The organism is Kribbella sp. CA-245084 (assembly GCF_050942355.1).
Taxonomy (GTDB): Bacteria; Actinomycetota; Actinomycetes; order Propionibacteriales; family Kribbellaceae; genus Kribbella.
The window spans coordinates 1168766-1195651 of record NZ_CP192053.1 but is presented as its reverse complement, the minus strand read 5'-3'; the positions used below and the strand labels follow the sequence as shown (position 1 = coordinate 1195651).

Genomic DNA, 26886 nt, shown 5'->3' with positions numbered 1-26886 from the left:
CCGACAACTCATTGGCTAAGAAGGTCGTCTCCGACGGCTCGACAAAGAACCCGGACTTCGACATCGGGGATTACCGGATCAAGGCGTCGGGAGGTTGTCGGGCGGGTCCATGGCGGCGGTCAAGTACGGCGGTGAGTGCGGCAGAGGCCGACGCGCCGAGCGACCGACGGACTCAAGGACCTCGCGCGAGATGATCTCCTGGTCGAGCTGCAGGACGTTCGCGAGTTTCCCAAGCTGTGCCGCCACCCGGTCGTGCGGCAACCTCGCTACAAGAGGCGCCACCCGGCGTAGCGCATTCACCCGACCACTGATGTGATCCAGCACCGGCGACCACCGCGCCAACTCGACCTCGATCGCCAACTCGGCAAGCGGTCTGGGCTCATGTAGAGCCTTGAAAAGCCGATCAGCACCCGCAGGTGTCTCGAGCAGCGAAGACGGGTCATGCCCTGACGGGAACTCAGCCACTTGCACACGCCCGAAGGCCGCCGAGAGGTCATCGAGCCACCTTCGGGCGGCAATGCTGCCGGCACTGTCTGCGTCCACTCCCACGATCACAGTGTCACTGTCCGAGTAATGGCGAACCATCGAGACTTGGTGTGACGACAACGCCGTCCCGCACACACCGAGACCGGCCCAGTCGCGAGAGGTCAACCGGCTCAGCTCGTCCACAGCCGCTGCGTCCATCGGCCCCTCGACGAAGACAGGCGTTGCCCCGCTGTCCAGGAGGTCGCGCTGCTCCGCGAAGCCGACGAGCGTCTGCGACTTCTGGTAGATCCGCGTCGCCGGCGAGTTCAGGTACTTCGTCCGCCCACCTCGCGAACGCCCCACGAATCCGACGAGCTCCTGGCCCGAATCCCAGGCAGGGAACATGATCCGGTCACGGAATCGATCGACCAAGTACCCGTTCTTGGTCGCACTCGCCAGCCCCGAGGCCAGCAGAGTCTCGTCGTCGAAACCCCGGGATCTGAGGTGCTCAACCAAGTGTGCCCAGCCATCGGGCGCGTAGCCGACATTCCAGTGCGATACGGATCTCAACACGTGCCCAAGGCCACGCTGGTTCAGGTGAGCAGCGGCCCAACCGGCGCCAGACTGCAGCAACTGCGCACGAAAGAAGTGTCCTGCGGCGATCTGTGCTGCCATCAACCGGCGATCGTCACGGCTCATCGCGCCAATCACCGCCTCAAGGTAGGTCCGGACCGCCCGGGTCCGTGGGCGCCTCTGTCTCAGCCGGCGAGTCACCCCAAAGGCCGGCCGAACGGGTCAGCTGCTCCCCCATCCGGTCGATCCCCTCGTCCAGCAACTCGATCGCCCGCCGGATCGACCACCCCAGTGGACCCGGCTCATCCGGCTGCGCGTCGCCTTCCCTGTCTGGTACTCGATCCATGACGGTCCCCTTCCGTGCATTGCTGACAGCAACGTCTTCGAGTCAGCGTCATGGCGTTGGACCGCGATCAGAACCCGGATCAGGATGTCCAGGAGTCCTCGATCTCAACCCTGCTGTGGCGTCGGTGAGAAGAGTCGGTTTGGCAGGATGGAGATGCGGCGGTGGCAGGTGCCGCTCGACAGCGTCGTGCAGACGGTTCGCGGCCGCTACGACTCTGCCGCCCAGTGTCTCGATCAGTCGGACAGGCGGCGTCCGGCTGACCACGCCGGTCGTTCTGGCGATCAGGTCCGCCGATGACTGATCGGGCAGGCATCCAAGCCGCGTGAGGACCAGGTACGCGGCTGACGTCGCTTCCAGCCTCATGACGCCGTGGCAGCTCGCGCCGCGGAAGCGCTTGTGCATCCGTAGGTGCGCCAATTCGTGAGCAAGGCTCACGGCTGCCATCGGCACGTCGAGATCGTCGGCGACGACGATCCGCCGCCGGCGATCGGCGGTTTCGGCTCCGTCCGCGCGCGATGGCAAAGGACCACGTTCGACGCTGTAGCCGCTGGCAATCGCAACCTCTTGCAGGGAGGCAAGGACCTCGTGCGGCGGACGGACCGGGGCCAGTCCGAATGGTCGGCCGTCTGTTTGGCTGACGTCCCACACGGTGGCCACACCATGCCCTTGCACTGGACCTGCTGAACGATCCACCTCGGCGCTCGCGGCAACGATTCTGATACCTGATGCGCCCCGGACGACGTGACGTCCTCTGCGCTGCCAACCGGGTCGAGCGTCGACCCAGCTTGCGTTCGGCATCTGCAGCTTGATGAGCACGACATTGCGGAACGACTGACCGCGAAGTACAGCAGCGGCCTCAAGCCACCGGGCCCAAGCCACATCAGACCAGTTCCGCCGTACGTCGGTCTCGAAGGCCCTGCGAAGATCGTCGACCGTTACCCGAACTCGGTTCACCTGTCCGAGCGTCGCGCTTCGCGGATCAACGCAGAACCCGGAACCCGAAGTCCAGGAGTCCCCGACATGGCGCGGCTCCATCCTTCCGGACAGGAAGGAGCCGGCTGATAACCCCACCCTCCGAGTCGCTACTCAGCGGTCAGCAGCTCTGCCTGACCGTCCGACCTCGAAACTGACCTTCAGTGCATCAGCGATGGCTTGACGAAGCTGGTCCATAACCCACCGGCGCCGCTGCCGGCCACGCGCATCCCGAGGATCAGCGATAGCGGCGCTGCGCTGAGCCATAAGGAAGACGGCACCACCATCAAGCAGCCCTGCCCACTCGACGACTACCGAACATCACCAGAACGATACCAACCGTGAATTTGGTCTGCCCACGCCAACGGAGCCGCAGCACCGAGATCCAGAATTTCGCTGCAAGCGACAGCCGAGCTCAGTAGATGCCCGCTCGGCGTCGTTGCCAGAGGCTACGGAACCGCCCAACCTGCAGCACGCCAAGCAAAGTCGCCAGTGCTCAAACGTTGAGCAGACCTCTGGGACTCGGTCAAGGAGGTCGTATGGGACGGGAAGCGTTGCCGCTTGGGACGTGGGGATCCGTGTCGTCTCGCGTGGTCAGCCGGGACAATGCTGGTCGACCACGTAAGTTCGAGGCACGAGCCTGGTACCGGGATCTGGATGGACGGACGCGCCCGGTGACGAAGTGGGGCAACTCGAAGACCGATGCAGAGAACAAGCTGCGCACAGCGCTCAAGTCACGGCAGCGGATAGGGCAGGCTAACGGGCTCCAGTCGAGAGACCGGGTCTCGACTGCCGTTGAGATGTTCCTGGCCGAGGTCAGCGACCTGATCGAGCAGGACGTCCTCGCACCGAACACCTATCAGACGTATCGGTACCAGTACGACAAGAACCTCGCTCCCCGCGTTGCAGAACTCCGGCTCCACGAGCTGACTACTCCCCGCGCGAACGATGTCATTAGAGCGATCCGCGATGAGGTCGGCGCCGCGACCGCCAAGACGTGCCGGACCATCCTGAGCAAGACCTGTTCCTTAGCGGTGACGCACGGAGCACTCACGGCGAATCCGATCCGGGAGATCACGATCCGCGCGACATCGAAGAAGAAGCCTCCGCGGGCACTGGAGGATGGCGAGCGCGAGTACTGGTTCGAACTTCTCCGCCAGGACGAGAGAGCCGTCCGAGCCGATCTGGTCGACATCACCAAATTTATGCTCGCCACCGGCGAACGCATCGGCGAGACGCTCGCCGTTACCTGGCGAGATCTGAACCGGCAGACCGCGGAGATCGACTGCAGCCACCAAATCCAACGGGTCAAGGGCAAAGGACTTGTACGGCGACGGGTGAAGTCGGCCGCGGGCGACCGCATCCTCGGTCTGCCCCCGTGGGCCATCGAGATGCTCGCCGACAGATGCCTTCCCGGGACATCGCTGGACACGCCCATCTTCCCGGACGCGAACGGCGGCTTCCGTGACCCGCACAACGTGCAGAAATCGATCCGCAACGCCCGCCGCCCGATCGGCAGCCAGCGACGCCGCGAACTCGGCAAGCTCCTGCGCAATCACCGCCGCGACGCCGGCCTGACACAGACTCAGACGGTCATCAAGCTCGGCTGGCGCAAGACCCGGATCAGCCTGATCGAAACCGGTCGGGTGAAAGTGACAGCCGACGAGGCCACCATCCTTGCCGACGCCTACGAGCTGAGCAGAACGGATCGCGGCGCACTACTGGAAGCGACCGAGCTGGCAGGTCTGCAGTCACTCGCTGATGAGATGGCGTGGGTTACCGCACATGCATTCAGAAAGACCACGGCGACGATCCTGGAAGACGCTGGACAGACGCCGCGCCAGGTCGCTGACCAACTCGGGCACGCACAGACATCGACCACCATCGACGACTACCTGGGTCGCCGCCGCCGCAACCCCGAAGCAGCCAAGCACCTCGAAGACGCCCTCCGCCACGTCCACGACCGGGATCGAGCCGACCCACCAGGCCCGCGGCTGTAGGACACCGTCCGCGGCACCGCCGAGCAATGCTGATCAAGGACGTGAAACGACGACAACCGATGCGCTCCGCGGCGCAAAACCTCGAGTAAACCTCGAGTAGCCGCCTTCCGTGAGATAAGCGGCTACTTATCTTCCCAGGTCAGAGAGCCGGTGACGGGACTCGAACCCGTAACCCCCGCTTTACAAGAGCGGTGCGCTGCCAGTTGCGCCACACCGGCCGGTGTGCTGGTACATAGTAGTGGATTGTGTGGGGAGTGCTGTGGGGGTCGGTGGGGTTTCGGCGGCTTTGGGTGGCTCGGTCGGTCTCGTTTTTGGGGGACTCGCTGGGGCTCGTGGCGTTGCTGCTGTATGTGCAGGCGTCTACGGGGGCGGCGTTGGCGGTGGCGTTGCTGTTGTTGGCGGGGGATTTTGTGCCGGGGTTGTTCGGGGCGCTGGCGGGGGCGATCGGGGATCGGTTTGATCTCAAGCGGGTGATGGTGGTTTGTGACCTGGTGCAGGGGGTGCTGACCGTTGTCATGGCGCTGGTTCTGCCGCCGCTGCCGGTGTTGCTTGTGATGGTTGCGGTCCGGAGTGTGACGGCGACGGTGTTTCAGGCCAGTTCGCGGAACGCTATGCCTGGGCTGGTGAAGGACGAGGAGCTCGAGGCGGCGAACTCGGCGCTCGGGGCGGGGACGAACGGGCTGGAGGCGGTCGGGCCGCTGATCGCCGGAGCACTCTTCCTGATCACCGACGTACGCGGGATTCTGCTGATCGATGCGGCGACGTTCTTCGTGTCGGCGACGTTCCTGAGCCGGTTGCCGCGGATCCCGCGGGCTGAGCCGTCGGGGCACAGTTTTCTGAAGGATGCGCGGGACGGGCTGGGGTACATCTGGCACGCCAAGGCGGTCCGGGTCATCGGGATCGGGTTCTTCGCCGTGGTCGCGTTCAACGGGGTGGATGACGTTGCGATGGTGTTCCTGGCGAAGGACGAGTTGCACGGGAGTGACTCGGCGTCGGCGACGTTGTACGCCGGGGTGGGGATCGGGCTGATCGTCGGGTTCATGATTCTGGCGCGGTACGCGGGACGCATGAAGATGCCGACTCTGATGCTCGCCGGGTTCGCGGTGAGCAGCATGGGGAATCTCGTCACGGGGCTGGCGTGGGCGATCTGGGCGGCGCTCGCGTTGCAGGTGATCCGTGGGCTCGGGATCGCGGGCGTCGACGTCGGCATCAACACGCACCTGCAGCGCGTCGTACCGGCGCACCTCAGGAGTCGGGTGTTCGGCAACCTGTACGGCGCGATCGGGATCGCGGCCGGGATCTCGTACGTCATCGGCGGGCTGCTCCTCCAGCACACCGACGCCCGTACGACGTTCATCACCGCGGGGGCTGGTGGGCTGCTCGCTACGGTTGCGACTGCGATCGGAGTTCGGCGATCGGGCGACGGAGAGCACGAGCCCCGGGTACGGCGATGAGCGCGATCGCGGCCATGACGAGGAATGCTGCAGTCGGATGATCGACCAGCAGGCCTACGACGACTGCGACGATCAGGCCGCCTAGGTTGCCGGACATCCAGATCAGGCCGGCGGCGGTGCCTTCGGCTTCTCCGGTACGGCGTTCTACCAGCTCGAGGACGATCGGGAGGGCCGGGAGTAGGAGCAGACCGATCAGCGTGATCGCGACGAAGCCGGTCAGTACGCCGGGGGCGACCGCGAGGAGGACGCAGGCCAAGGCGGTCGCGGTGAGGCTGACCACCAGGAGCGTGGATTCGGCGTGGCGGCGTACGACGAGGATGGGGATGATCGCGCTGCCGAGTACGCCGGCGATGACGTTCACCAGGAGGATGGTGCTGGCGGTGCCGCCGCTGACGCCGGCTGGTTCGAGGAGGGCCTGAGCGAAGGTGCTCATGGCAACGAATACGCCGAACGGGAAGAGTGCGAGGACGCACAGGCGGCGGATCAGCGGGTCGCCCCAGGCCGTCGCCAGCGCGCCGCGTTCGGGCCCGGACAGCGGGGCGGAGCCGGCAGACGAGCCCGAGTACGCGGCCGGCGCATCAGCAGGTGCAGCGACGGTGTGGGGGGCGGAGGGCTCTTCCTGTGGGGTCAGGGGGGTGTAGTCGAAGTAGGCGATTGTCGCGGATGGGTGGGCGGGCTCGAAGGGGCCGCGGCGGCGTACGACGAAGATCAGGACGGCTGCCGCCAGGACGCAGAAGACTGCGGTGAGCCACAGCATGGTTGGCAGGGATGACGAGGTGGTGAAGATGGCGGACAGGAGGAAGGCGATCACCATGCCGGCGAAGATGCTGGCGGTGCCGACCGCGATGCCGGTAGGGCGGTCCTTCTCCACGAGGTAGCGGCCGGTGATGCCGGTGACGGCGTTCAGGACAAGGGGCTGGGCTATCGAGGCGATGATTTGGCCGGCGAGGAGCCAGCTGAAATCGTCGCCGATCAACCTCACAAGCGCGCCGAGGGCGGTCAGGACGGCGCCGGCTATCAGGGCGGGGCGGAACCAGCGGTCCAGGGCTAGGCCGCAGGGGATCGCCAGTACGACGTACAGGAGTGGGAAGACCTGCGCGAGCCAGCCGATGGCGCTCTCGGAGACGCCGTACCGGTCGGCTGCGACGGTGGTGACGCCGGCGAAGTTGAGCCAGACGAGCTGGGTGGCTGCACCGACCAGGGAGTAGCCGACGATCGCCGGCCACTGACTCCGCATCCGCATCTGCGAACTGTAGCGCTGGGACTGGCGTACAAAGGAGGAATGGTTGATTGGGAGGGGCCGCTGTCCGAGGCGTACGAGCGGGCGATGACCTATCTGGAGGGGCTGCCGGAGCGACGGGTCGGTCCGCGGGCGACAGCAAAAGAGCTCCATGAGGCGCTCGGTGGACCGTTGCCGACCGGGCCGACGGATCCGCGTGAGGTTGTTGAGCACCTTGCGAAAGGGGTCGATGACGGACTGTTGCCGAGTGGAAGTGGGCGCTTCTTCGGGTTCGTGTTCGGGGGCGCCACGCCGGCGTCGCTTGCCGCGGACTGGCTCACGACGGTCTGGGATCAGAACGCGGGTCTGTACGCCGCGTCGCCCGCCGCGGCCGTGGTGGAGGACATCACCGCGCGCTGGCTGGTCGAGCTTTTCGGGCTGCCGCCCACGACCTCCGTCGGTTTCGTCACGGGTGCGCAGATGGCGAACTTCACGGCGCTGGCGGCCGCACGGCATGAGGTACTGCGACGCGCCGGGTGGGACGTCGAGCAGGACGGCCTGATCGGAGCGCCGCCGATCCGGGTGCTGGCCGGGGCGGAGCGGCACGACACGATCGACAGGGCACTGCGCTTCCTCGGCTTGGGGACCAACAGCATCGTGCCGATCGCGGTGGATGACCAAGGGAGGATGCGCGCCGACGCGCTGGCCGGGGCGCTCGACGCCGATCCCGGCCGGACCACGGGCCGCAGCGGGATCAACAGGCCCACGATCGTTTGTGCGCAGGCCGGCAACGTCAACACGGGAGCGTTTGATCCGATCGCGGAGATCTGCGAGATCGCGCACGCTCAGCAAGCGTGGGTTCACGTGGACGGCGCGTTCGGGTTGTGGGCGGCTGTCAGTCCGGGCCTCAGGCAACTAGTCGACGGGATCGACAGGGCCGATTCCTGGGCGACCGATGCGCACAAGTGGCTGAACGTGCCGTACGACTCGGGCATCGTGCTCTGTGCGCATCCCGAGCCCCACCGCGCCGCGATGTCGATCCGGGCCGCGTACTTGATCCAGGACGAGAACGGCGAGCGCGATTCGCTCGACTACAACCCGGAGTTCTCGCGCCGGGCACGCGGCATCCCCGTGTACGCCGCCATTCGTGCGCTGGGGCGTGATGGCATCGCCGAGATCGTCGACCGTTGCCACGCGATGGCGAATCGGTTTGCGCAAAACCTCAGGGCCAACAACATGGAGGTCCTCAACGACGTCGTGCTCAACCAGGTCCTCGTCAGGTTCGGTGACGACGCCATCACCCGGCGCGTGGTCACCGAAGTACAGAACGAAGGCACCTGCTGGATGTCCGGCACTACCTGGCAGGGCAAGGCGGCCATGCGCATCTCGGTCTCCAACTGGACCACCGGCCCCGAAGACATCGACCGCTCGGCAGCCGCCGTACGGAAAGTCTTCGATCAGCTGTCGATTTCCTAGGTAGTCGCTCGACGCACTGGCGTACGAACGATCACAGGAGGAGACGGACATGTCGTTTCAGGCGTACTTGGACAAGATCGAAGAGAAGACCGGCCGGACCCCGCGGGAGCTGGTCGACGAGGCCGTCAGCCGCGGGTACAAAGATGCCAAGGCCGGCGTGATCTGCGACTGGCTCAAGGCGGACTACGACCTCGGCCGCGGGCACGCGATGGCGCTGGTCCAGGTGATCAAGAACGGGCCGCAGATCAGCGACAAGCACGTCGGCACCAACGGCACCCATTCTGATCCCAGCAACATGCTGTGGCTCGACGGCAAGGCAACCAACCCGCTCAACGCGTAGTCGGGGCGAATGCCGCGCACGCCTCGAGCCATTCCTGATGCGGGCGGCAGTACGGCGGTGGTTATCGCGTTTCACCATCGATGGGCGATGTCGACGACGATTCGGCTGCCGGAGCCCGGACCGTCGAGGGTGAACACGCGGAACGGCAGACGGGCACGCAGGCCGATCCCTACCCAGGCGGCGCCTTCGTTGCTGCCGGCGTACCCGATCTGGCGAAGGGTACGGAACCCGGTGACGTTCGCGAGTTCCGAATCGTTGGCAGGCTCGAAGGCCCAGTGCCCGTCATCGTCGAACTCGCGGACACCGAGCATGATCTCCAGCTTCGCGCCACCGCGGAGTGGAACCAGATGGCCGGCGCCGTCGCGGTAGACGTTCGAAACATAGTGCGCGCTGTAGGCAGTCGGTGTGCCCGTGAGGTCGAAGACGACGCGGTCGAAGCAGGCGTGCCGGCCGGCGCGGACCGTGGCCAGCGTGGCGGTGCTCACCCTGTTGCTTGCCTCCGGCAAAGAACCCCAGGCGGTCTGGCAACCGGTGGCAGCCGAGGCGGTTGCGGGTACGGCGACAACTGGAACTGCTGCCACCGCGAGTAAGGCGATCGTGGTTCGGACAGAATGGAACAGCTTCATTTTGGTCCCCCCTTTGAGACACCTGTTCGATGCTGGCGGGGAGGCGGAAGTTGACATTTTGCCGGGATAATCTTTTGGTGCCTGGAATTCAACTCTGGGTGACGGCATTCAATTGCTTGAAAATGCAGGGACCCGCCGTTGCAGGACCGTGACGGCGTTCGGCGTACCGTAGGCGGGTGGAATCGAAGAAGTCGCCGCGGGACAAGTGGATCACCGTCTACGGGCGGAAGCCTGTGTTGGAGGCGTTGCACGATCCGAAGCTCTCGGTGGCGAAGGTGGTGCTGGCGGACAACGCGACCGGCGGGTCGATGCAGGAGATCCTGCGGGCCGCGGAGAAGTACGGGACGCCGGTCGAGCGGGCGACGGCCAGCCGCGTGAAGTGGCTGGCGGGGAACGGGAAGCACGACCAGGGTGTCGTCGCGGACGTGAACGCGCCGCGGATGACGCCGCTGGAGGAGTTCGTCCGGACCCGCGGGAAGCGGCCGACGAACGTGTTCCTGCTCGACGGCGTCACGAACCCGGGCAACGTCGGCATGATCCTGCGTACGGCGACCGGCGCCGGCTTCGACGGGGTGATCCTGCCCAAGGCCGGTACGCCGCACGTCGGGCCGCTCGTGATCAAGGCATCGGCCGGAATCGCGTTCCAGGCGCCGATCGTGAACGCGTCCACCGCGAAGGCGGCGGTCGACCTGCTGCGGAGCGCCGGGTACCACGTCTACGGCCTGAGTGCCCGATCGCAGGACTCGCTGTTCAAGGCCGAGCTCGCCCCGCGCGCCGTCTACGTGCTCGGCGGCGAGACCAACGGCATCACCGTGTCCACCGACTCCGACCTGCAGATCCCGCTGCACGCCGGCGTCGAGTCCCTGAACGTCGCCGTCGCCGCCGCGATCGTCGCCTTCGAGGTCACGAACCGCTGACGCAATCACCAACCGCTGATGCAACCGAATCTCGCGACGACGCGTTTATTGCGCAGCGCGAGTTGAGGAGGCCAGGTTGGACAGCGAGGCGGAGCGCGAGTACACCGCGTTCGTGACGCATCACGCCAACGCAATGTGGCGTACGGCGTACCTGCTCTGCGGGGACCGTCGACGGGCCGAGGACGCGACGCAGGAGGCGCTGCTCCGGCTCTACCGGCGCTGGCCGAAGCTGTCCCGCAAGGGCGGCATCGTCACCTACGCGCGAAAGGTGGTCGTCTCGGCGACGCTCGACGGCCTGCGCCGACGGTCGAGCACCGAGCTCGTCGGCGGTGACACCTACTTCACCGGCGAGACCGATCCCACTGACCACGTCGGCCGCGCCGAGCAGCGCCTAGTGATCACGCAGGCGCTCGCCGAGCTCCCGGAACGGCAACGGGCCTGCGTCGTCCTGCGGTACTTCGACGACCTGTCCGTTGACGAGACGGCCGACGTACTGGGCTGCCGGCCGGGAACCGTGAAGAGCCAGACGATGCGTGCGCTCGACAAGCTGCGCCTGCATCCGGCGCTCGCCGACTTCGACCTCGCCGAACTGGGAGGCTGACATGACGAACCAGCTCAAGGACCTGATGACCGAGGCCGTCGACGCGCAGGCGCCGTACGTGCCCGACGTGGACGCGCTAGTGCAGACCGGTCGTCGGCAGGCACGGCGACGTCGAGTGGCGACGGCGATCGCGACAGCCGCCGCGGTTGCTGTGGTGGCGGGTGCGACCACGATTGCTGTCGGAACGATCAGCCGATCCAGCGAAGAACCCGTCGCTCCGGTGCGGACACCGAGCCAGACGCCGCTCGGGCTACCGTCGGTGGGGCCTGGTGGCAGTACAGGCCTCTGCACGACTGCGGACGGTGTAGGCGCCACAGCCTGGAATTGGCCGGTCGTCCTGTACGCGCAGGACACGTTCGGGATGTCGGTCGTGCGGCGATCGAAGAGCAGCGTGGCGTTCTGCACGACCGAGTGGGGCAACGGGGCGAAACACTCCGTCGTACCAGGCAGCACGAAGATCGTGCTGCGCAAGGGCGCCGCGGAAGGGCGCGGCGCGAAACCTGGCTCGAGTGTGACGACTGTGTTCGGCGCGGTGCCGGCCGGGACTCCCCCGCGCGTGACAGTCGAGACTGCCGACGGGTTTGTCGGAGTCGCGAAGGTCAAGGACGGGTACTTCGTCTACCGCCGCGTGGAGCATTCGCCCTGGCCGGGGCCGGCTCCGCACGCGATCGTCCGGTTCAAGTACGCCGGCAAGGCGGAGTACGTCGCGGCTAGCCGGTGATCTTGGTGGCGAGTTCTTCGGCGCTGTCGCGGGTGTAGCCGCCGGAGATCTCGATCTTGCCGCCGGCGATCGCCGACTGGACGCTCGGGGCGGTGACGACCTGGCCGCGGACCACGATCGCCAACTGGTTCGCGGGCGGGGTCTGCTTGGCAAGGGCAGCGGTCAGCTGCTCGAACAGCGTGGCACCCTTCGAGTCGAGCGTCAGGCCGACATACCAGCCGCCGGCGCCGTTCTCCTGGATCGCCGACTTGACGTCGGTGACGTTGCTGCCGTCGAGCTCGACCTTGCCGAGCGTGTAGCGCATCCCCTTCGCGTCGCACGCCGTACCCGCGGGCGCCGGCGAGGGGCAGGTGCCGGCTTTGACCGTGAGGACGCGACGGAACTCGACCGCGGTCGGGTCGGACGGCTTGGTGCGAGCAGAGGGCTCGGAGGTCGGCTGCTTCCCGTCGTCGCCGCGGTTGACGATCACGATGACGGCGGCCGCGATGATCACGCCGAGCAGCAGGACAAGGCCGCTCACGAGCACCACGAGCCCACGGGACCGCTTCGGCGGCGGCTGAGAGGGGAAGAGGGGCGGCAGCGGCGGTTGGTTCGGCGGCGGTCCCTGCTGGTACGGCGGCTGGTTCGGAGGGACCGGCGGCTGCGTCATGGGACAACATGCTACGTAGTCAAGAAGTCACCTTGAGCAGGCGTGCCGCGAGTTCGGCGTTCCGCTGGGCAAACGTCCGCCACAGCTCCGGCGTCGCCGCAACCCGCTCGCGAGCCGTCGCTTGAGCCACCGTCCTCTGCGTCCACGTGCACATCCGGCCGGCCCGCAGTTCGAACCGTACGAGTACGCCGTCCGCCCACCCGTACACGTCCGCATCCCGCGGCTCGAGCCACGCGACCTTCTGCTCGGCGACGATCCAGTCAAGCGCCTCGATCTCCCCCTGCACCTTCGCGGCGAACTCGTACCGCAGTCCGGCCGCCGCGCGATCCCGACGACGCCCCAGCTCCTCCCGCAACGTCGCCACCGCGGCCGGATCCCTTTCCAGTACGGCGATCGCAGTACGCGCCAACGCCTCGCGATCCCCCGGCCCAACCCCGAACAGCCGGCCGAACTCCTCGGCCGAACCGTCGCTGGAGACTGTGTATTGCAACGGCAACACCCGATGCAGCCCCGAGATCGCCTGCCGGATCCGCAATCCGCCGAGGTACGGACCGAAGTGCTGCGACGAACCGGTGACCGTGTGCGAGAACGTCAACCCTGGCCGCGAAGCACTACCCAGCCGGATGTAGCCCACGACCTCCGCGCCGCCCTCAACCCGGTTCCATCGCGGCTTCGAATGCTCGAGCAGATTCCGCTCCAACCACGCGGCCTCGTGTTCGGAATCGCAGGAAACCCCTTCTACGCGGGCGATCCGCCGTACCATCCGGGTCAGATGCGGACGGTCACCGACGTTCACCCAATACGACTGCACACGTCGCCGCAGGTTGCGGGCGCGGCCGATATACAGCACCTTCCCGGCGTCGTCGCGGAAACGGTACACACCCGGCACTGTCGGCAACTCCCGGACACTGCTGATCATCAGCCCAGTGTGCCCGGTCCGACCGGGCGAGTGACATTCGGTTGAGTGTTTGAAACGAATGCAGATCGGGGGTTGCGCACCGCCGGACGCGGCAGTCATTCTGGCGTGCGATCCGAGTGCTCGTTGGGGGCTGTGAGGGCGAGCGCCGGACTTGGGAGGCTGGGGGGCTTCGTGAGGTTATCCGCCACATGGCTGCGTCATGCGCTGCCTGCGTTGTGTGTACTGGTGTTGCTGCCGCTCGCCGTGATCGCGCCCGCACAGGCCGCGGTCGCGCCGACCGGATTCAGCGAGCAGGTGGTGTTCACCGGGCTGACGAATCCGACGAACGTCGCGTTCTCGCCCGACGGCCGCGTGTTCGTCGCCGAGAAGAGCGGACTGATCAAGGTCTTCGACTCGCTCGACGATCCGACACCGAGCGTGTACGCCGATCTGCGCACCGAGGTCTACAACTACTGGGACCGCGGCCTGCTCGGCATGGCGCTGAACCCCAACTTCCCAACGGATCCACGCATCTACGTGCTGTACACGCACGACGGACTGATCGGCGGACCAACGCCCAAATGGGGTACGCCGGACACCAACGACGACCCCTGTCCTTCACCGCCCGGCCCGACCGCGGACGGCTGCCAGGCCAGTGCCCGGCTGTCGGTGCTGAACGAGAACGGCGCCGAGCAGGTGCTGGTCGAGGACTGGTGCCAGGTGTTCCCGAGCCACTCGATCGGCTCGATCGAGTTCGGTCCGGACGGCATGCTGTACGCCGGCGGCGGTGACGGCGGGAGCTTCAACTACGTCGACTACGGCCAGGACAGCTACCCGTCGTCCGACCTCACGCCCGACAACCCTTGTGGTGATGGGCCTGCGGCCGTCGGTACGACGCTGACACCGCCGACCGCCGAAGGCGGAGCACTCCGGGCGCAGGACGTACGGACGACCGGCGATCCGACCGGCCTCGACGGCTCGATCATCCGCATCGATCCCGACACCGGTCAGGCGGCGCCCGGCAACCCGGCGTTGAGCAGTGCGGACCTGAACACGCGCCGCATCGTCGCGAACGGCCTGCGCAACCCGATGCGGTTCACGTTCCGCCCGGGAACCAAGGAGATGTGGATCGGCGACGTCGGCTACTCGACCTGGGAGGAGATCGACCGGATCGTCGACCCGACGGCAAAGGTCACGAACTTCGGCTGGCCCTGCTACGAAGGTGCGGGCCGCCAACCGGGGTACGACGCGATCAACGTCAACCTCTGCGAGAACCTGTACGCCGCCGGCCCGTCCGCGGTCGCATCGCCGTACTACGCGTACAAGCACACCGACCACATCGCGACCGGCGAATCCTGCACCGTCGGCAGCTCGTCGATCTCCGGGATGCAGTTCTACGGCAGCGGGAACTACCCGGCGGAGTACAACGGCTCGCTGTTCTTCGCGGACTACAGCCGCCACTGCGTCTGGGCGATGATGCCGGGCGCGAACGGTCTGCCGGATCCCGCGAAGATCCAGACGTTCGCCTCGGGGTACGGCGCGACCAAACTGCAGGTCGGTCCCGGCGGGGACATGTTCGCCGTCGACTACGACAACGGGCGGATCCTGCGCTACGTGTACGACGCGACCAACAATCCGCCGACCGCGGTCATCCACGCGGACCCGTCGAGCGGGCCGACGCCGTTGACCGTGACGTTCGACGGGACTGCCTCCAACGACGCCGATGGCGACGCGTTGACGTACGCCTGGGACCTGGACGGCGACGGCGTGTACGACGACTCGACAGCCGCGACTGTCCAGCACACCTATACGACGGCGGGAGAAGTCGTCGCGCGGTTGAAGGTGTCTGACGGTCATACGACCGGTGCGACGTCGATGCAGATCAACGTGGCGAATACGGCGCCGACCGCGCTGATCACGTCACCCGGTCCGGCGACGACGTGGAAGGTCGGGGACACGATCAGCTTCTCGGGCTCGGCGACCGATCCGGAGCAAGGGACATTGCCCGCGTCGGCGCTGACGTGGACGCTGATCATGCATCACTGTCCGAGCGACTGCCACACGCACACGATCACGTCGATGACCGGGGCCAGCGGTACGTTCACGGCGCCGGATCACGAGTACCCGTCGTACCTCGAGCTGAAGCTGACGGCGACGGATGCGCAAGGGCTGACCGACACGAAGAGCGTGCGGCTCGATCCGAAGACGGTCGGGCTGAGACTCGCCTCGTCGCCTGCCGGGTTGCCGTTGACCTCGCTGAACACGACGGCGAAGACCCCGTTCACCTCCACGGTGATCGTCGGGTCGAGTGTCTCGGTGTCCGCGGAACCGACGCAGGCTTCGGCGAATCAGCTGTACCGGTTCGCGTCGTGGTCGGACGGCGGTGCGCGCGATCACAACCTCGTCGCACCGGCAGCGACCGCGACGTACACGGCGTCGTACGGCGCGAAGCGGAACCTGGCCCGCGGTCGACCGGCGCTTGCCTCTAGCACCTATATCGCGGGGCGGGAGGCGTCGAAGGCCGTCGACAATTCGATGGCGACGGCGTGGTCGAGTGCGCGGACCGATCCGCAGTGGCTCCGGATCGATCTGGGATCGGTGCAGGTGGTCAACCGGGTGCTGCTGAACTGGTTGTCGACGGCGTACGCGAAGTCGTACCAGATCCAGGTGTCCGGGAGCGGACGGACGTGGAAGACCGTCGCGTCGACGGTCAGCGGTGACGGCGGGAGCGACAGCCTCGTGTTCTCGCCGAACTACGCGCGGTACGTGCGGATCAACGCGACGAAGCGTGCTGTTGCCGGCAGCTACTACTCGCTGTGGGAGTTCGGGGTCTTCCAGGACACGGGGCTCGTGACCGGGATCGGGGGCAAGTGCATCGACGTCTACCAGGCCGCGAGCGCGGACGGTACGCCGACGACGCTCTACACCTGCAAGTCGTCGGCGAACCAGCTGTGGACGCCGTCGCTCGAGGACGGGACCGTGCGCACGATGGGCAAGTGCCTGTCGGCTCGCACGGCCACGCTCAACACCCCGGCGGTGTTGTGGAGCTGCGACGGTTCACCCGGCCAACGCTGGACGCCGCAGACCAACGGCACGTTGGTCAACGCAGCATCCGGCCTGTGTCTGAATGCCGCTGGCGGTTTGAGCGCCAACGGCACCAAACTGATCCTCGCGACCTGCACCACCGGGCTCGGCCAGAAGTGGGTGCTGCCGTAATTCAGTCGTTGTGACGATCGCGTCGGACCTATCGTCTGCTGTATGAGCAAGGGTTGGGTGGACGAGGGGTACGGCGCGGTCGCGGACACCTTCGCGGAGAACTTCTCGCTGTTCCCGGAGCTGGGCGCGGCCGTCACGGTGTACGCCGGTGGGCGCAAGGTGGTCGAGCTCTGGGACGGTGATGCCGCGCCGGGGCGGCCGTGGTCGCAGGACACCGTCGTACCGGTGTTCTCGTGTGCCAAGGGGCTGGTGAGCGTCGTCGTACATCTGCTGGCTCAGTCGGGGAAGTTGTCGCTCGACGAGCCGATCGGGACCTACTGGCCTTCGTTCGTTGCTAACGGCAAGGAGGCGATCACGTGCCGGATGGTGCTCGGGCATCGGGCCGGGATCCCGGTGCTGGACGCGACGCCGTCGTTCGAGGAGATTGCGGCGTGGACGCCGGTGATCACCGCGGTCGAGGAGCAGAAGCCGCTCTGGGAGCCGGGGACGACGTACGAGTATCACGGGCATGTGTTCGGGTTCGCGCTCGGCGAGGTGGTGCGCCGGCTGACCGGACAGTTGCCGGGGGCATACTTCCGGACCGTCATCGGTGAGCCGCTCGGGTTGCGGGCCTGGATCGGATTGCCTGCTTCCGAGTTGCCGAACTTGGCTCGGCTCGAGGAGGCCGAGGGGCGTCCGCCGGCGTTGGATCCCGAGCACCTGTTGATGCGGATCGTGACGATGAACGGGGCTTTGGTGTTCCCCGGTATCGACGAGCCGCACGGCTGGAACGATCCCGCGCTGCTTGCGATGGAGCTGCCCGGCGCCGGTGCCGTGGCCTCCGCAACAGGCCTTGCCGGTGTGTACGCCGCGGCGATCACCGGGCTCGACGGTGCGGATCCGCTGCTGTCGCGCGACACGATCAACGATGCGGCGCGCGAGGTCTCCGCCGGAACGAGCTACTTGGGCTTCGACGCCGGCGCTCGTTGGGGATCCGGCTTCCTGTTGGACTCACCCTTCCGCCCGACCCTCGGTCCGCGCAGCCTCGCGAACGACGGCGCGGGCGGCCAGTTCGCCTTCGGCGACGACGAGCACGGCATCGCCTTCGCGTACACCGCCAACAGGATGGTGGGCCACGGCGACGCCCGCTCGGCCCGCCTGGTCGACGCCGTTCGCACCTGCCTAGCTGAGTAGGAGCTTCGCGACGAATTCCGGGGCCTCGTTCATCACGTTGTGGCCGGTCGGGACGACGTGGACCTGCCAGGCAGGATCGGCCTGGAGCCGGGCGTGGAGCTCGGCGAACGGCGTCTGGTCCTCCCACCCCGTGCAGTAGACGAAGTCCCGGCGAGGGATCTCGTCGACCTTGCCGGTGAGCCGGATCGCCTGCATGAACGAGGCGAGCGGTTGAGGACGGCGACGGGGATCTTTGTCGCCCGGCGGGCGTACGGCGTACCCGCTGGTCGCGGCACCGGCCGTCGCGACTTGGTGGAAGTAGTCGTTCGTCAACGTCCACCACGACTCGCCGTCGTGCGGTACGAAGGCGTCGAGATGCACCACTCGCGAGATCCGGTCTGCTGCGCGATCCGCGGCGGCCGTGATCACCATCCCGGCATAGCTGTGCCCGACCAGCGTCACGTCGGTGAGGTCGGCGCGATCGAGCAACCGCAGTACGTCGTCGGTGTGCGTGTCGAGGTTGGCCGTCGCGACCGTCGCCTCGTCGTCGTCCGGTCGCAGCCCGGTGAGCGTCAGCGCATGGACCTCATGCCCCTCCAACAGCGGAACCACCGCCTCATAAGCCCACGAGCCCTTCCAGCCACCGGGAACCAGCACGAACGTCGTCATGAGGCAATCTCACAAGATCCGCGCGTGGCTTGCTACCGCTACGAAGCCAACTGATGCCCGTTGGCCGCCAGTGTTGAATAGAGGACAGGAGCTGACCACTACTGCGAGCAGAGTAGACCCATGAGCAAATATCCCGGTGGTAAGTCGACTGTTACTCCGTATGTGGCCGTTCGTGGGGCCGCGGCCTGGCTCGAGTTCGTGCAGGAGGCGTTCGGCACCCAGCCGGCCTTCGCCGTCCCCAACGAGGACGGCACGATCGGCCACGCCGAGATCACCATCGGCGACTCGGTAGTGATGGCCTTCGACTCCCAGCCCGACTGGCCGGACACCCCGAGCTTCCTCAGCGTCTTCGTCGACGACGCCGACGCGACGGTCGACCGCGCCATCGCCGCCGGCGCAACCATCGTCACCGAACTGACGACCTCGAGAATCGTCGGCGACCGCGGCGCCCGCATCAAGGACCCCGCCGGCAACATCTGGTGGATCCAAACCCACCTCTACGACGTAAACCCCGCCGACCTCCCCACCCTCTTCGCCGACCCACAAGAAGCCGCCGCCATGCGCCGCCTCCAAGAGTCGTTCGCCACCGAAATGCGTTCCCGCGCCTGAGCCTTTCAGTAGGTCTTGGGTGGTGTTCACGTGACGTTCACGCGGCCGGGCGAGGGTCGCGGGGACGTCTGTGAGGGGAGTTCGCATGTCTCGTGGTAAGTGGGTGGTGGCGGCTTCGCTGGTCGGGGTTGCTGCGCTGGTGGGTGGTACGGCGCAGACCGCCGTGGCCGGTGATCGTGGGCCGAAGGTGGTGGGGACGGCGACGTTGCCGGACATCTCCTTGGCGAAGTTCTCCAACGGGTTGATCCGCGGGTCCGTGGACAACGACCGGAAGGTCGACCTCGGCGGGATCGGGAGTGACATCTTCCCGGCCGGTAAGAGCGGTGAGTTCTGGACCGTGACGGACCGCGGGCCGAACGGGCAGATCAAGATCGACGATGTGAACCGGCGGACGTTCCCGGTGCCGGGCTTCGACCCGGCGATCGTGAAGGTGAAGGTCGACGGCAAGAAGCTGAAGGTGATCGACGCGATCCCGATCACCACCCGGCACGGCAAGCCCGTCACCGGCCTGTCCAACCAGGAGAGCCGCGACGAGCTCCCGTACAACTTCGACGCCTCCACGCGTCTCGGCATCAACCCGAACGGCCTCGACACCGAAGGCATCGTCCGGGCGAACGACGGGACGTTCTGGCTGGTCGACGAGTACAGCCCGTCGCTCGTGCACGTGTCGGGCCGCGGGCAGGTGCTCGCGCGGTACGTCCCGAAGGGCCTGAACCTCAAGGGCGCCGACTACCCGGTGATCGAGTCGCTGCCGGCGATCTTCCTGACCCGCAAGATCAACCGCGGCTTCGAGGGTCTGGCCCAACTGCCGGGCGGCGACCTGGTCCTCGCCCTGCAGAGTCCGCTCTCGAACCCGAGCAAGAAGGTCGGCGAGGCGTCGCTCAACACCCGCCTGCTGCGGTTCTCGCCGCACCGCGGGAAGCTGACGGCCGAGTACGCGTACCAGTTCGACCCGGTCGGCGTCGTCGACCCGGGTGAGGACGACACCAGCGAGCTGAAGATCTCGTCGGTCGTTGCCGCAGGCCCCGAAACACTGCTGGTCGAGGAGCGGACCGACAACGCCGCCCGGTTGCAGCGCGTCGTACTGCGGTCGTCCGCGAACATCCTCGGCTCGAAGTGGGACGACGTGGCAACGACCCCGTCGTACGAAGCCGACGCGACCGGCGTACCGGTCTTGAAGAAGCAGCTGTTCCTCGACCTGAACACGATCAAGGGCGCACCGAAGAAGATCGAGGGCATCGCGCTCGTGCACGACAGCCTGGTCGTCATCAACGATAACGACTTCGGGATGACCGACGGACCTGCGGCGTTCGATGCAGCAGGCAACCTGGTCGACAGCGGCATCGAGACGACGCTGGTCACGATCCGCCTGCACTGAGCTGCAGAAACAGCCCCCGGGAGAGATCCCGGGGGCTGTTTTCATGCCGTACGGCGTTTGTCGAGGCAGACCGCGGCGAGCCAGGTCCAGCCGAGTACGACGGCGATGTCGAACGCGATGATCGTCGGCCGACTGCCCGCACCAGCGCTGAGCCCGGCGAAGGCGCCGAAGAACAGGATGCCGGTGACGGCGGAGAACCGGGCGAACGCGCGGCGACCGATCGAACGGTAGTGCGCCGCGATCACCAGGCACCCGGCGATCAGACCGGAGAAGCCGATGCCGCCGGCAACGAAGTGGCCCATGCCGCGGGCGCTGATCTCGGCGTAGTCGGCCGGCGTGCCGACCGGGAAGCCGGCCGCCGGGTCCGCGGGAAACCCAGCCGCGAGCAACAGCCCGACACCGTACGCACCCACCAGCCAAGGACCCCACACCCGACCACGGCCGGAGATCGTCCGGCGCAGGCCGACCGCCCCAGCGATGGACAGCAACCCGCTGACGATGAAGTTCGCCGTCTGGATCCAGCCCGGCCCGCCGTTGGCGAGGAGGCTGGCAGGGTGGCGGGTGATGTCGAAGCCTTCTCGCGTGAACGCCTGCACGAGCCACACCGCGACGTACAGCGGGCCGGCGATCGCACCGCCGGTGAGCAGGGCACGGGTGGAGACGCCGCGGGCCGAAACGGTCACATCTTGAGTAGTCATCTCAGAAATTCCTTTCACAGGGGGAATCCGTCACCCCTGCGTCGAGCGACCACGCCCGGACTCGACACCACAGACGAAATAGCCCCGCGAAGTGTGATGTGCGTTTGTTCACGTCACATGACCTGCCGTCCCGGCGTCAGGTGTTTGTTCGATGAGGACAAACGCAAAGGAACGTCATGAACGCAGAGATCGAAGGATTCGGTGGAGAGATCGTCGGACCGGACGACGCGGGGTACGACGCCGCGAGCCGGACCGTGCTGGTCGGGGGCAGCCCGGCGTACGTCCTCAGGCCGGCGAGTGTCGAGGATGTCCAAAAGGCCGTCGCCTATGTCGCGGAGAGCGGGCTGCCGCTGGCGGTCCGTGGCGGCGGGCACGCGTTCGCCGGGTTCGGGACGAACCACGGCGGAGTGGTGATCGAGCTCGGCAAGCTGGCCGGGATCGAGCTCGTCGACAAGGAGCGGCACGTCGTACGTATCGGCGGCGGCGCTACCTGGGGGCAGGTTGCGGCCGCGCTGGCCCCGCACGGGCTGGCGATCTCGTCGGGTGACACCAAGAGTGTGGGCGTCGGCGGGCTGACGCTGTCCGGCGGGATCGGGTGGAAGGTCCGCAAGTACGGTCTGGCGCTGGACAATCTGGTCGCGGTCGAGATCGTCACCGCGGCCGGTGACGTCGTGCGGGCGTCGGCGGACGAGAACGCCGAGCTGTTCTGGGCGGTCCGCGGCGGTGGCGGCAACTTCGGGATCGTGACCGCGTTCGAGTTCACGGCGCACCCGACGACCGACATCTACTTCGGCAAGATCGCCTTCCCGGCGAACGAGATCGCCGAGGTACTCCAGGGCTGGGCGGCCTACCAGCGCACCGCGCCGGCCGAGCTCACGTCGATCGCGGCCTTCGCCAACCCGTTCCTCGGCGGCCCCGAGGCGCCGCTGGAGATCGAACTCGCGTACGACGGCGACGACGCGGAGCTCGCCGCGCAGGCCATCGACCCGATCCGCAAGCTCGGCACCGTGCTCGCCGACGACGTCGCGCTCCGGCCGTACGCCGAGGTCCTGGTCGACGGCGTGGTCCCGCCGCCCGGCATCCAGCTGATCACCCGGAGTGCCTTTGTCGACAAGGATTCCGTCCCGGAGGTACTGCGGATCCTCGCCGAGACCGGCGCCTCGCAGGGCTCGCCGATCATGTCCGTCCGCACCGTCGGCGGGGCCGTATCGCAGGTCGCAGCCGACGCCACGGCGTACGCGCACCGTGAGGCGGAGCTGATGTTCGCCACAACCACGATCGGCCCGCCACCGGTCGTCGAGGCGACCAAGCCGGCTCGCCAGGCGCTCTGGGACAAGCTCACGCCGCAGGTCACCGGTGCGTACGCGAACTTCCTGTCCGATGCCGAGGACGCCGACGTGGCTGCGGTCTACCCGGCGGCGACGTACGAGCGGCTCGCCGCGGTCAAGCGCGAGTACGACCCGGCCAACCTGTTCGCGGGCAACCACAACGTGAGGCCCGAATGAGCAAGGTCTGGTTCGTCACCGGCTCGTCCCGCGGGCTCGGTCGCCACTTCGTCGAGGCTGCCCTGTCCCGTGGGGACCGGGTGGCCGCGACGGCCCGCAAGAGCCTCACCGAGCTGGTCGACACGTACGGCGACGCAGTACTCCCCCTTGAGCTCGACGTCACCGACAAGGCTGCTGTCTTCGGGGCCGTCGAGCAGGCCAAGGAACACTTCGGCCGTCTCGACGTGATCGTGAACAACGCCGGCTACGGCCTGTCGGGCGCGGTCGAGGAGTTCACCGAGCAGCAGCTGCGGGACCAGTTCGAGACGAACTTCTTCGGTCCGGTCTGGGTCACGCAGGCAGCGCTGCCGTACCTGCGCGAGCAGGGCAGCGGTCACATCATCCAGATCTCGTCGGTCGCCGGGCTGACCGGGTTCCTGCTCGGCAGCGGGTACTGTGCGTCGAAGTGGGCGCTCGAGGGACTGAGTGAGGCGCTCGCCCAGGAGGTGGCCGGCTTCGGGATCAAGGTGACCGTGGTCGAGCCCGGCGGGTACGCGACGGAGGGCCTGACCGGCGGGGTCGCCGCGACACCGAACCCGCTGTACGACGGCCAGCGCCAGGCGCTCATGGACTACGTGGCGTCGGTCAACTTCGACGACCCCGCCGCGGCCGGGCCGGCGATCCTCGAGCTCGCCGACTCCCCCAACCCGCCGCTGCACGTGTTCTTCGGCCAAGGCTACGAACTAGTGAAGCAGGCGTACGAGGACCGGCTGAAGACCTGGGCGGACTGGCAGGAGCTGTCGCTCAGGGCGATCTAGATTCGCGATGCAGCCCGACTGCGACGACGATGATTGCAACCGCGGCCAGTTCGGCCGGCCGCGGGAACTGCCGGAGTACGACGGCACCGATCACCGTCGCCGTGGCGGGCAGCAACGCAAGCATCAGCGCGAACGTGGACCGCTTCAACCGTGCCATCGCCAGCTGATCCGCGACGTACGGGATCACCGACGAGCACACGCCGACTCCTACCGCCGCGGCAAGGAGTGCGGGATCGGTGAACGCGGGGACGGCCGCGTGTACGCCGACGGGGAGGGCGAGCACGGTCGCGACTCCCATCGCGAGTGCGAGTCCGTCGATCCGCTGCAGGCCTTGTGACATCCGGTGGCCCAGCACGACGTACGCCGCGAACAGCACGGCGTTCAGCGCGGTGAAGACCAGTCCAATCCAGTGGTGGGACAGCCGGATGTCGGTCAGCACGTAGACGCCGGCGACTGCGAGCACCAGCGCCAGCAGGTTTCGCAGCGAGCGCACGGCGATCGCCGCGAGCAGGATCACCGGCGCGAACTCGGCCGCGGCGACTGTGCCGAGTGGGATGCGGTCGATCGCCAGGTAGAAGCAGCAGTTCATCACCGCGAGGACGGCGCCCCAGGCGATCACCAGCCGGCGCGTGCTCCAGGACAGGAGCGGCCAGGCCCGCCACGGTCGACGCCAGACCGAGAAGATCAGCCCGGCCGCGGCGATCCGTAGCCAAGCCACTCCGAGCGGATCGATCCGCGCGAACAGCAGCACCGCGAACGCGGGCCCGAGGTAGTGGAAGACCGCGCTGACGATGAAATAGGCCTGTGGCGGGACCGTCCGTCGCATCACTTCACGGTAGGAAGCAGGACGCCGTACGGCCATGGCGTTTCGGTAAGCTCCAGGGCCTGATCCTTTCCACATGTGATACTGCGGTGGTGTTCGCTGCTCTGGCCAGTTCCTTGCTGCTGATCGTGTCGCCACTGACTGCTCAAGCGGAGGTGGAGGCCATCCCGCTGAAGACGCTGACGTTCAACATCCACCACGGCGCGGGTGTCGACGGGAAGCTCGATCTCGAGCGGGTCGCGAAGACAGTGGAGGCCTCCGGCGCGTCGGTCGTCGGCTTGCAGGAGGTCGACAAGTACTTCGATGCGCGCAGCAACTGGGTCGATCAGCCGGCGTGGCTGGCGGCGCGGTTGAAGATGAACTACGTGTTCGCCGCCAACCTCGACTGGGATCCGCTGGAGCCGGGCAAGCCCCGTCGCCAGTACGGGACGCTGGTGTTGTCGAAGTACCCGATCGTTGACTCGCGCAACAGTCTGCTGCCGCTGCATCCTGGGAGCGAACAGCGCGGTCTGCTCGAGACGCTGATCGACGTCGACGGTAGGCCGTTGCGCTTCGCCGACACGCATCTGACCACGATGGGCGACGGCGAGCGGATCGAGCAGGTGAACGCGATCGTTGCCTTGCTCAAGGATGCGCCCGAGGCAACAGTGCTGGTCGGCGACTTCAACGCCCAACCGACGTCGGCCGAAGTGAAGACGCTGACCACGCATTGGACCGACACCTGGCCGGAGAAGGGTCTTGGGCTTGGGTTGACCAGCCCGGCGCCGCTGCCTGCCAAGCGGATCGACTACCAGCTGCACAGTGCGCAGCTGGTGCCGACCGCGGTGTCAGTTCCGGTGAGCTTCGCCTCCGACCATCTCCCGGTCGCGGCCACCTATTCGCTGAGCTGACTCTCGTATGCCTCTGCGGACCAGCTGGCCGCGGTCTTCGTGACCAGCTTGGCGCCGAGGCGTTCGTAGAAGCGGTAGCCGGCCGTGTTCTCGAGGCGGAGACCCCAGCTGATCGGAAGGCGGTCCGGCAGCGCGCGCCGGGCGAGGCCGAGCATCAGCCGGCGACCGACTCCCGCGTCGCGGAACTGCTCGCGGACGTACAGGTCGTCGAGCGCGAGCTGATCGCCACCGACCCACAGGTACGGGCGGCGCAGCGCGGACACGTAGCCCGCCGCAACCCCGTCCACCTCTGCCAGCAACACGATCACCTCCTCGCGTCCGAGGAACCCTTGCCAGTCCTGCGGGCTCGCTGTCACGTACTGCTGCTGATCCTGGTACGCCGCCAGCTCCCCCAGCATGGTCAGCACCGTCCCCGCATCCGCGACCACCGCGCGGCGAATCTCAATGGACATGAACCCCTCCGGTCGAAGGCTTGAACGCCGGTACGACGATCAGCGCAAGGACAGCCGCCACCGCTGCGGTGATCGCGGCGAACGTGAACCCGCGGGCGAACCCGGTCGACACCGTGCCGGCGAGACTGGCCGCCGCCACACTCGATGCCACCGCGACGCCGAGCGATGCGCCGAACTCGTGGAACGTGCTCAGGATGCCGGACGCGAGGCCCGCCTCCCGATGGTCGATCTGCGCGAACGTCGTGGTCGACGACGCAACGAACGCGGCGCCGAGGCCTACCGTCCCGACGGTCATCCCGATCACGACCACGGCAGCACCCTCCCAGATCGCGGGGACAGCCACACCGATCGCAGTGATCGCGAATCCGACGACGGCGACCGGGCGTGCGCCGACGCGTCCGACGAGTTGGCCGGCCAGGTGCGCGCCGACGATCGCGGCGATTGCCACCGGCAAGAACAACAGGCCGGTACGCAGAGCGCCGTACTGCTTGAAGTGTTGGAGATAGAAGGATCCGAGGAAGAACATCGAGATCATCAGAGCCGTTGCGATCAGCAACATGAAGGTGCCTGCGGCAACGGGTCGGCGGGTGAGGATCCGGAGATCCATCAGCGGTGACCTGACTGAGCGCTGCACCCACGCGAAGACGCCGTACAGGACGAGGGCGCCGGCCAGCGTGCCGAGGGTTGCGGCTGAGAGCCAGCCGCGGTCGCCGGCGTTGATGAGCGCGTAGATCGCCGTACCCGTGCCTGCTGTGACGAGAAGGGCGCCTGGTACGTCGAGACGGCCCTGCGACCCGCTCGGGCGATCAACGGGGAGCATCCGGAGCAGGAGGACGAACACGATCACGCCGATCGGCAGGTTGATGTAGAAGACCCACTGCCAGCCGGGGCCGGCAGTGAGCAGACCGCCGAGCAGTACGCCGATCGCGGCGCCGCCACCGCCCATCGCGGACCAGATGCCGAGTGCCTTGTTGCGCTCGTCGCCGTCGAACGTCTTCGTGACGACGGACAATGCGGCCGGCGAGAGCATCGCGGCGCCGATACCTTGGGCGACGCGGCCGGCGAGGAGGACTTCGGGTCCTCCGGCCAGGCCGGTGACGAGCGAGGCCAGCGTGAAGACGATCAGGCCGGTCAGTACGACGCGGCGCGAGCCGAAGAGGTCCGCGGCGCGGCCGCCCAGGAGCATCAGGCCGCCGAACATCAGCGTGTACGCGCTGACCACCCAGGTGAGGGTCTCGCGGCTGAGCCCGAGATCGGTCTGGATGTTCGGGAGCGCGATCGCGACCACGGTCACGTCGAGGATCAGCATGAACTGCGCGACGGCGAGCAGCCCCAGCAGTCGCCACCGCCGGGGGTCGGGTTCAGTCATCGGTCGTCATCCTTAAGTCGAACAGGTATGTACGGTTTAGATCGATACCGTAACTCGTACACTGGTGTTCG

26 protein-coding genes and 1 tRNA gene are annotated in these 26886 nt (G+C 67.1%); 14 read left to right on the top strand and 13 right to left on the bottom strand.

All coding sequences use genetic code 11. From position 1 onward, the window contains the following. Positions 1 to 78: 78 nt before the first annotated feature. The 3 genes from ACQPYH_RS06000 to ACQPYH_RS05990 are packed head-to-tail and all read right to left on the bottom strand — an operon-like array spanning position 79 to position 2338. Positions 79 to 1140 carry a toprim domain-containing protein gene (locus ACQPYH_RS06000; protein ID WP_432894351.1) on the bottom strand — a complete coding sequence of 354 codons (1062 nt, stop codon included), beginning with the start codon at positions 1138 to 1140 and terminating at the stop codon, positions 79 to 81. A 40-nt stretch (positions 1141 to 1180) separates the two neighbouring features. Beyond that, positions 1181 to 1384 (bottom strand): hypothetical protein, encoded by a 204-nt coding sequence (locus ACQPYH_RS05995; protein ID WP_432887746.1) that lies wholly within the window; start codon positions 1382 to 1384, stop codon positions 1181 to 1183. A 48-nt stretch (positions 1385 to 1432) separates the two neighbouring features. After that, the gene (locus ACQPYH_RS05990) at positions 1433 to 2338 is read right to left on the bottom strand and encodes a hypothetical protein (RefSeq protein WP_432887743.1); all 906 of its coding nucleotides are present in this window, start codon (positions 2336 to 2338) and stop codon (positions 1433 to 1435) included. A gap of 692 nt (positions 2339 to 3030) precedes the next feature. Between ACQPYH_RS05990 and ACQPYH_RS05985 the strand changes: the two genes are divergently transcribed. Continuing rightward, positions 3031 to 4356, top strand: a complete 1326-nt coding sequence (locus ACQPYH_RS05985) for a helix-turn-helix domain-containing protein (protein WP_432887740.1) — start codon at positions 3031 to 3033, stop codon at positions 4354 to 4356. A 145-nt stretch (positions 4357 to 4501) separates the two neighbouring features. On the opposite strand, the gene ACQPYH_RS05980 is transcribed toward ACQPYH_RS05985, so the two are convergent. After that, positions 4502 to 4574 (bottom strand) — tRNA-Thr (locus ACQPYH_RS05980). Positions 4575 to 4688: 114 nt separating this feature from the next. Between ACQPYH_RS05980 and ACQPYH_RS05975 the strand changes: the two genes are divergently transcribed. Further along, entirely contained in the window at positions 4689 to 5810 is a 1122-nt protein-coding gene (locus ACQPYH_RS05975) for an MFS transporter (RefSeq protein WP_432887737.1), read from the top strand. On the opposite strand, the gene ACQPYH_RS05970 is transcribed toward ACQPYH_RS05975, so the two are convergent. Beyond that, positions 5740 to 7053, bottom strand: a complete 1314-nt coding sequence (locus ACQPYH_RS05970; protein ID WP_432887735.1) for an MFS transporter — start codon at positions 7051 to 7053, stop codon at positions 5740 to 5742. The genes ACQPYH_RS05975 and ACQPYH_RS05970 overlap by 71 nt on opposite strands. Positions 7054 to 7092: 39 nt before the next feature. On the opposite strand from ACQPYH_RS05970, the gene ACQPYH_RS05965 reads away from it, so the two are divergent. Together ACQPYH_RS05965 and ACQPYH_RS05960 are read left to right on the top strand one after the other, a co-directional pair. Continuing rightward, positions 7093 to 8505 carry a pyridoxal phosphate-dependent decarboxylase family protein gene (locus tag ACQPYH_RS05965; protein WP_432887732.1) on the top strand — a complete coding sequence of 471 codons (1413 nt, stop codon included), beginning with the start codon at positions 7093 to 7095 and terminating at the stop codon, positions 8503 to 8505. Between the two features lie 49 nt (positions 8506 to 8554). Continuing rightward, positions 8555 to 8845, top strand: a complete 291-nt coding sequence (locus ACQPYH_RS05960; RefSeq protein WP_432887729.1) for a DUF4287 domain-containing protein — start codon at positions 8555 to 8557, stop codon at positions 8843 to 8845. A gap of 71 nt (positions 8846 to 8916) precedes the next feature. Here the strand turns inward: ACQPYH_RS05960 and ACQPYH_RS05955 are convergent, their stop codons facing one another. Further along, positions 8917 to 9471, bottom strand: a complete 555-nt coding sequence (locus ACQPYH_RS05955) for an AMIN-like domain-containing (lipo)protein (protein ID WP_432887726.1) — start codon at positions 9469 to 9471, stop codon at positions 8917 to 8919. A 176-nt stretch (positions 9472 to 9647) separates the two neighbouring features. Between ACQPYH_RS05955 and ACQPYH_RS05950 the strand changes: the two genes are divergently transcribed. The 3 genes from ACQPYH_RS05950 (at position 9648) to ACQPYH_RS05940 (ending at position 11710) form a co-directional block, all read left to right on the top strand. Further along, positions 9648 to 10388 carry a TrmH family RNA methyltransferase gene (locus ACQPYH_RS05950; RefSeq protein WP_432887723.1) on the top strand — a complete coding sequence of 247 codons (741 nt, stop codon included), beginning with the start codon at positions 9648 to 9650 and terminating at the stop codon, positions 10386 to 10388. Between the two features lie 76 nt (positions 10389 to 10464). Beyond that, positions 10465 to 10989, top strand: coding sequence for a SigE family RNA polymerase sigma factor (locus ACQPYH_RS05945; protein ID WP_432887721.1), 525 nt, complete (start codon positions 10465 to 10467; stop codon positions 10987 to 10989). A gap of 1 nt (position 10990) precedes the next feature. Continuing rightward, positions 10991 to 11710: a hypothetical protein gene (locus ACQPYH_RS05940; RefSeq protein ID WP_432887718.1), complete on the top strand. Its 720-nt coding sequence runs from the start codon at positions 10991 to 10993 to the stop codon at positions 11708 to 11710. On the opposite strand, the gene ACQPYH_RS05935 is transcribed toward ACQPYH_RS05940, so the two are convergent. Continuing rightward, a complete protein-coding gene (locus ACQPYH_RS05935) occupies positions 11700 to 12359 on the bottom strand; it encodes a SecDF P1 head subdomain-containing protein (protein WP_432887716.1) in 660 nt (219 codons plus the stop codon). The two genes, ACQPYH_RS05940 and ACQPYH_RS05935, sit on opposite strands and share 11 nt — an antisense overlap. A gap of 19 nt (positions 12360 to 12378) precedes the next feature. Further along, entirely contained in the window at positions 12379 to 13278 is a 900-nt protein-coding gene (locus tag ACQPYH_RS05930) for a GIY-YIG nuclease family protein (protein ID WP_432887713.1), read from the bottom strand. A gap of 225 nt (positions 13279 to 13503) precedes the next feature. On the opposite strand from ACQPYH_RS05930, the gene ACQPYH_RS05925 reads away from it, so the two are divergent. Continuing rightward, positions 13504 to 16473: a PQQ-dependent sugar dehydrogenase gene (locus ACQPYH_RS05925; protein WP_432887711.1), complete on the top strand. Its 2970-nt coding sequence runs from the start codon at positions 13504 to 13506 to the stop codon at positions 16471 to 16473. A gap of 42 nt (positions 16474 to 16515) precedes the next feature. Next, positions 16516 to 17646 (top strand): serine hydrolase domain-containing protein, encoded by a 1131-nt coding sequence (locus ACQPYH_RS05920; RefSeq protein ID WP_432887709.1) that lies wholly within the window; start codon positions 16516 to 16518, stop codon positions 17644 to 17646. On the opposite strand, the gene ACQPYH_RS05915 is transcribed toward ACQPYH_RS05920, so the two are convergent. After that, the gene (locus ACQPYH_RS05915; protein ID WP_432887706.1) at positions 17635 to 18294 is read right to left on the bottom strand and encodes an alpha/beta fold hydrolase; all 660 of its coding nucleotides are present in this window, start codon (positions 18292 to 18294) and stop codon (positions 17635 to 17637) included. The genes ACQPYH_RS05920 and ACQPYH_RS05915 overlap by 12 nt on opposite strands. Positions 18295 to 18414: 120 nt before the next feature. On the opposite strand from ACQPYH_RS05915, the gene ACQPYH_RS05910 reads away from it, so the two are divergent. Both ACQPYH_RS05910 and ACQPYH_RS05905 read left to right on the top strand, forming a co-directional pair. Next, positions 18415 to 18903 carry a VOC family protein gene (locus tag ACQPYH_RS05910; protein WP_432887703.1) on the top strand — a complete coding sequence of 163 codons (489 nt, stop codon included), beginning with the start codon at positions 18415 to 18417 and terminating at the stop codon, positions 18901 to 18903. An 85-nt stretch (positions 18904 to 18988) separates the two neighbouring features. Continuing rightward, a complete protein-coding gene (locus ACQPYH_RS05905; RefSeq protein WP_432887701.1) occupies positions 18989 to 20281 on the top strand; it encodes an esterase-like activity of phytase family protein in 1293 nt (430 codons plus the stop codon). A 41-nt stretch (positions 20282 to 20322) separates the two neighbouring features. On the opposite strand, the gene ACQPYH_RS05900 is transcribed toward ACQPYH_RS05905, so the two are convergent. Continuing rightward, on the bottom strand, positions 20323 to 20979 hold the full coding sequence (locus ACQPYH_RS05900; RefSeq protein ID WP_432887698.1) for a DUF998 domain-containing protein: 657 nt from the start codon (positions 20977 to 20979) through the stop codon (positions 20323 to 20325). A 176-nt stretch (positions 20980 to 21155) separates the two neighbouring features. On the opposite strand from ACQPYH_RS05900, the gene ACQPYH_RS05895 reads away from it, so the two are divergent. Continuing rightward, on the top strand, positions 21156 to 22484 hold the full coding sequence (locus ACQPYH_RS05895) for an FAD-binding oxidoreductase (protein WP_432887696.1): 1329 nt from the start codon (positions 21156 to 21158) through the stop codon (positions 22482 to 22484). Continuing rightward, positions 22481 to 23281, top strand: a complete 801-nt coding sequence (locus ACQPYH_RS05890) for an SDR family NAD(P)-dependent oxidoreductase (protein ID WP_432887694.1) — start codon at positions 22481 to 22483, stop codon at positions 23279 to 23281. The genes ACQPYH_RS05895 and ACQPYH_RS05890 overlap by 4 nt, the downstream gene beginning before the upstream one ends. Here ACQPYH_RS05890 and ACQPYH_RS05885 read toward each other — a convergent pair. Beyond that, complete coding sequence (locus tag ACQPYH_RS05885) at positions 23268 to 24107, bottom strand: EamA family transporter (RefSeq protein ID WP_432887691.1); 840 nt, start codon at positions 24105 to 24107, stop codon at positions 23268 to 23270. The genes ACQPYH_RS05890 and ACQPYH_RS05885 overlap by 14 nt on opposite strands. Before the next feature lie 89 nt (positions 24108 to 24196). Between ACQPYH_RS05885 and ACQPYH_RS05880 the strand changes: the two genes are divergently transcribed. Then, complete coding sequence (locus tag ACQPYH_RS05880) at positions 24197 to 24994, top strand: endonuclease/exonuclease/phosphatase family protein (RefSeq protein ID WP_432887689.1); 798 nt, start codon at positions 24197 to 24199, stop codon at positions 24992 to 24994. Here the strand turns inward: ACQPYH_RS05880 and ACQPYH_RS05875 are convergent. Continuing rightward, complete coding sequence (locus tag ACQPYH_RS05875) at positions 24979 to 25446, bottom strand: N-acetyltransferase family protein (protein WP_432887686.1); 468 nt, start codon at positions 25444 to 25446, stop codon at positions 24979 to 24981. The two genes, ACQPYH_RS05880 and ACQPYH_RS05875, sit on opposite strands and share 16 nt — an antisense overlap. Next, positions 25436 to 26815, bottom strand: coding sequence for an MFS transporter (locus tag ACQPYH_RS05870; RefSeq protein ID WP_432887683.1), 1380 nt, complete (start codon positions 26813 to 26815; stop codon positions 25436 to 25438). The genes ACQPYH_RS05875 and ACQPYH_RS05870 overlap by 11 nt, the downstream gene beginning before the upstream one ends. Positions 26816 to 26886: the final 71 nt, after the last annotated feature.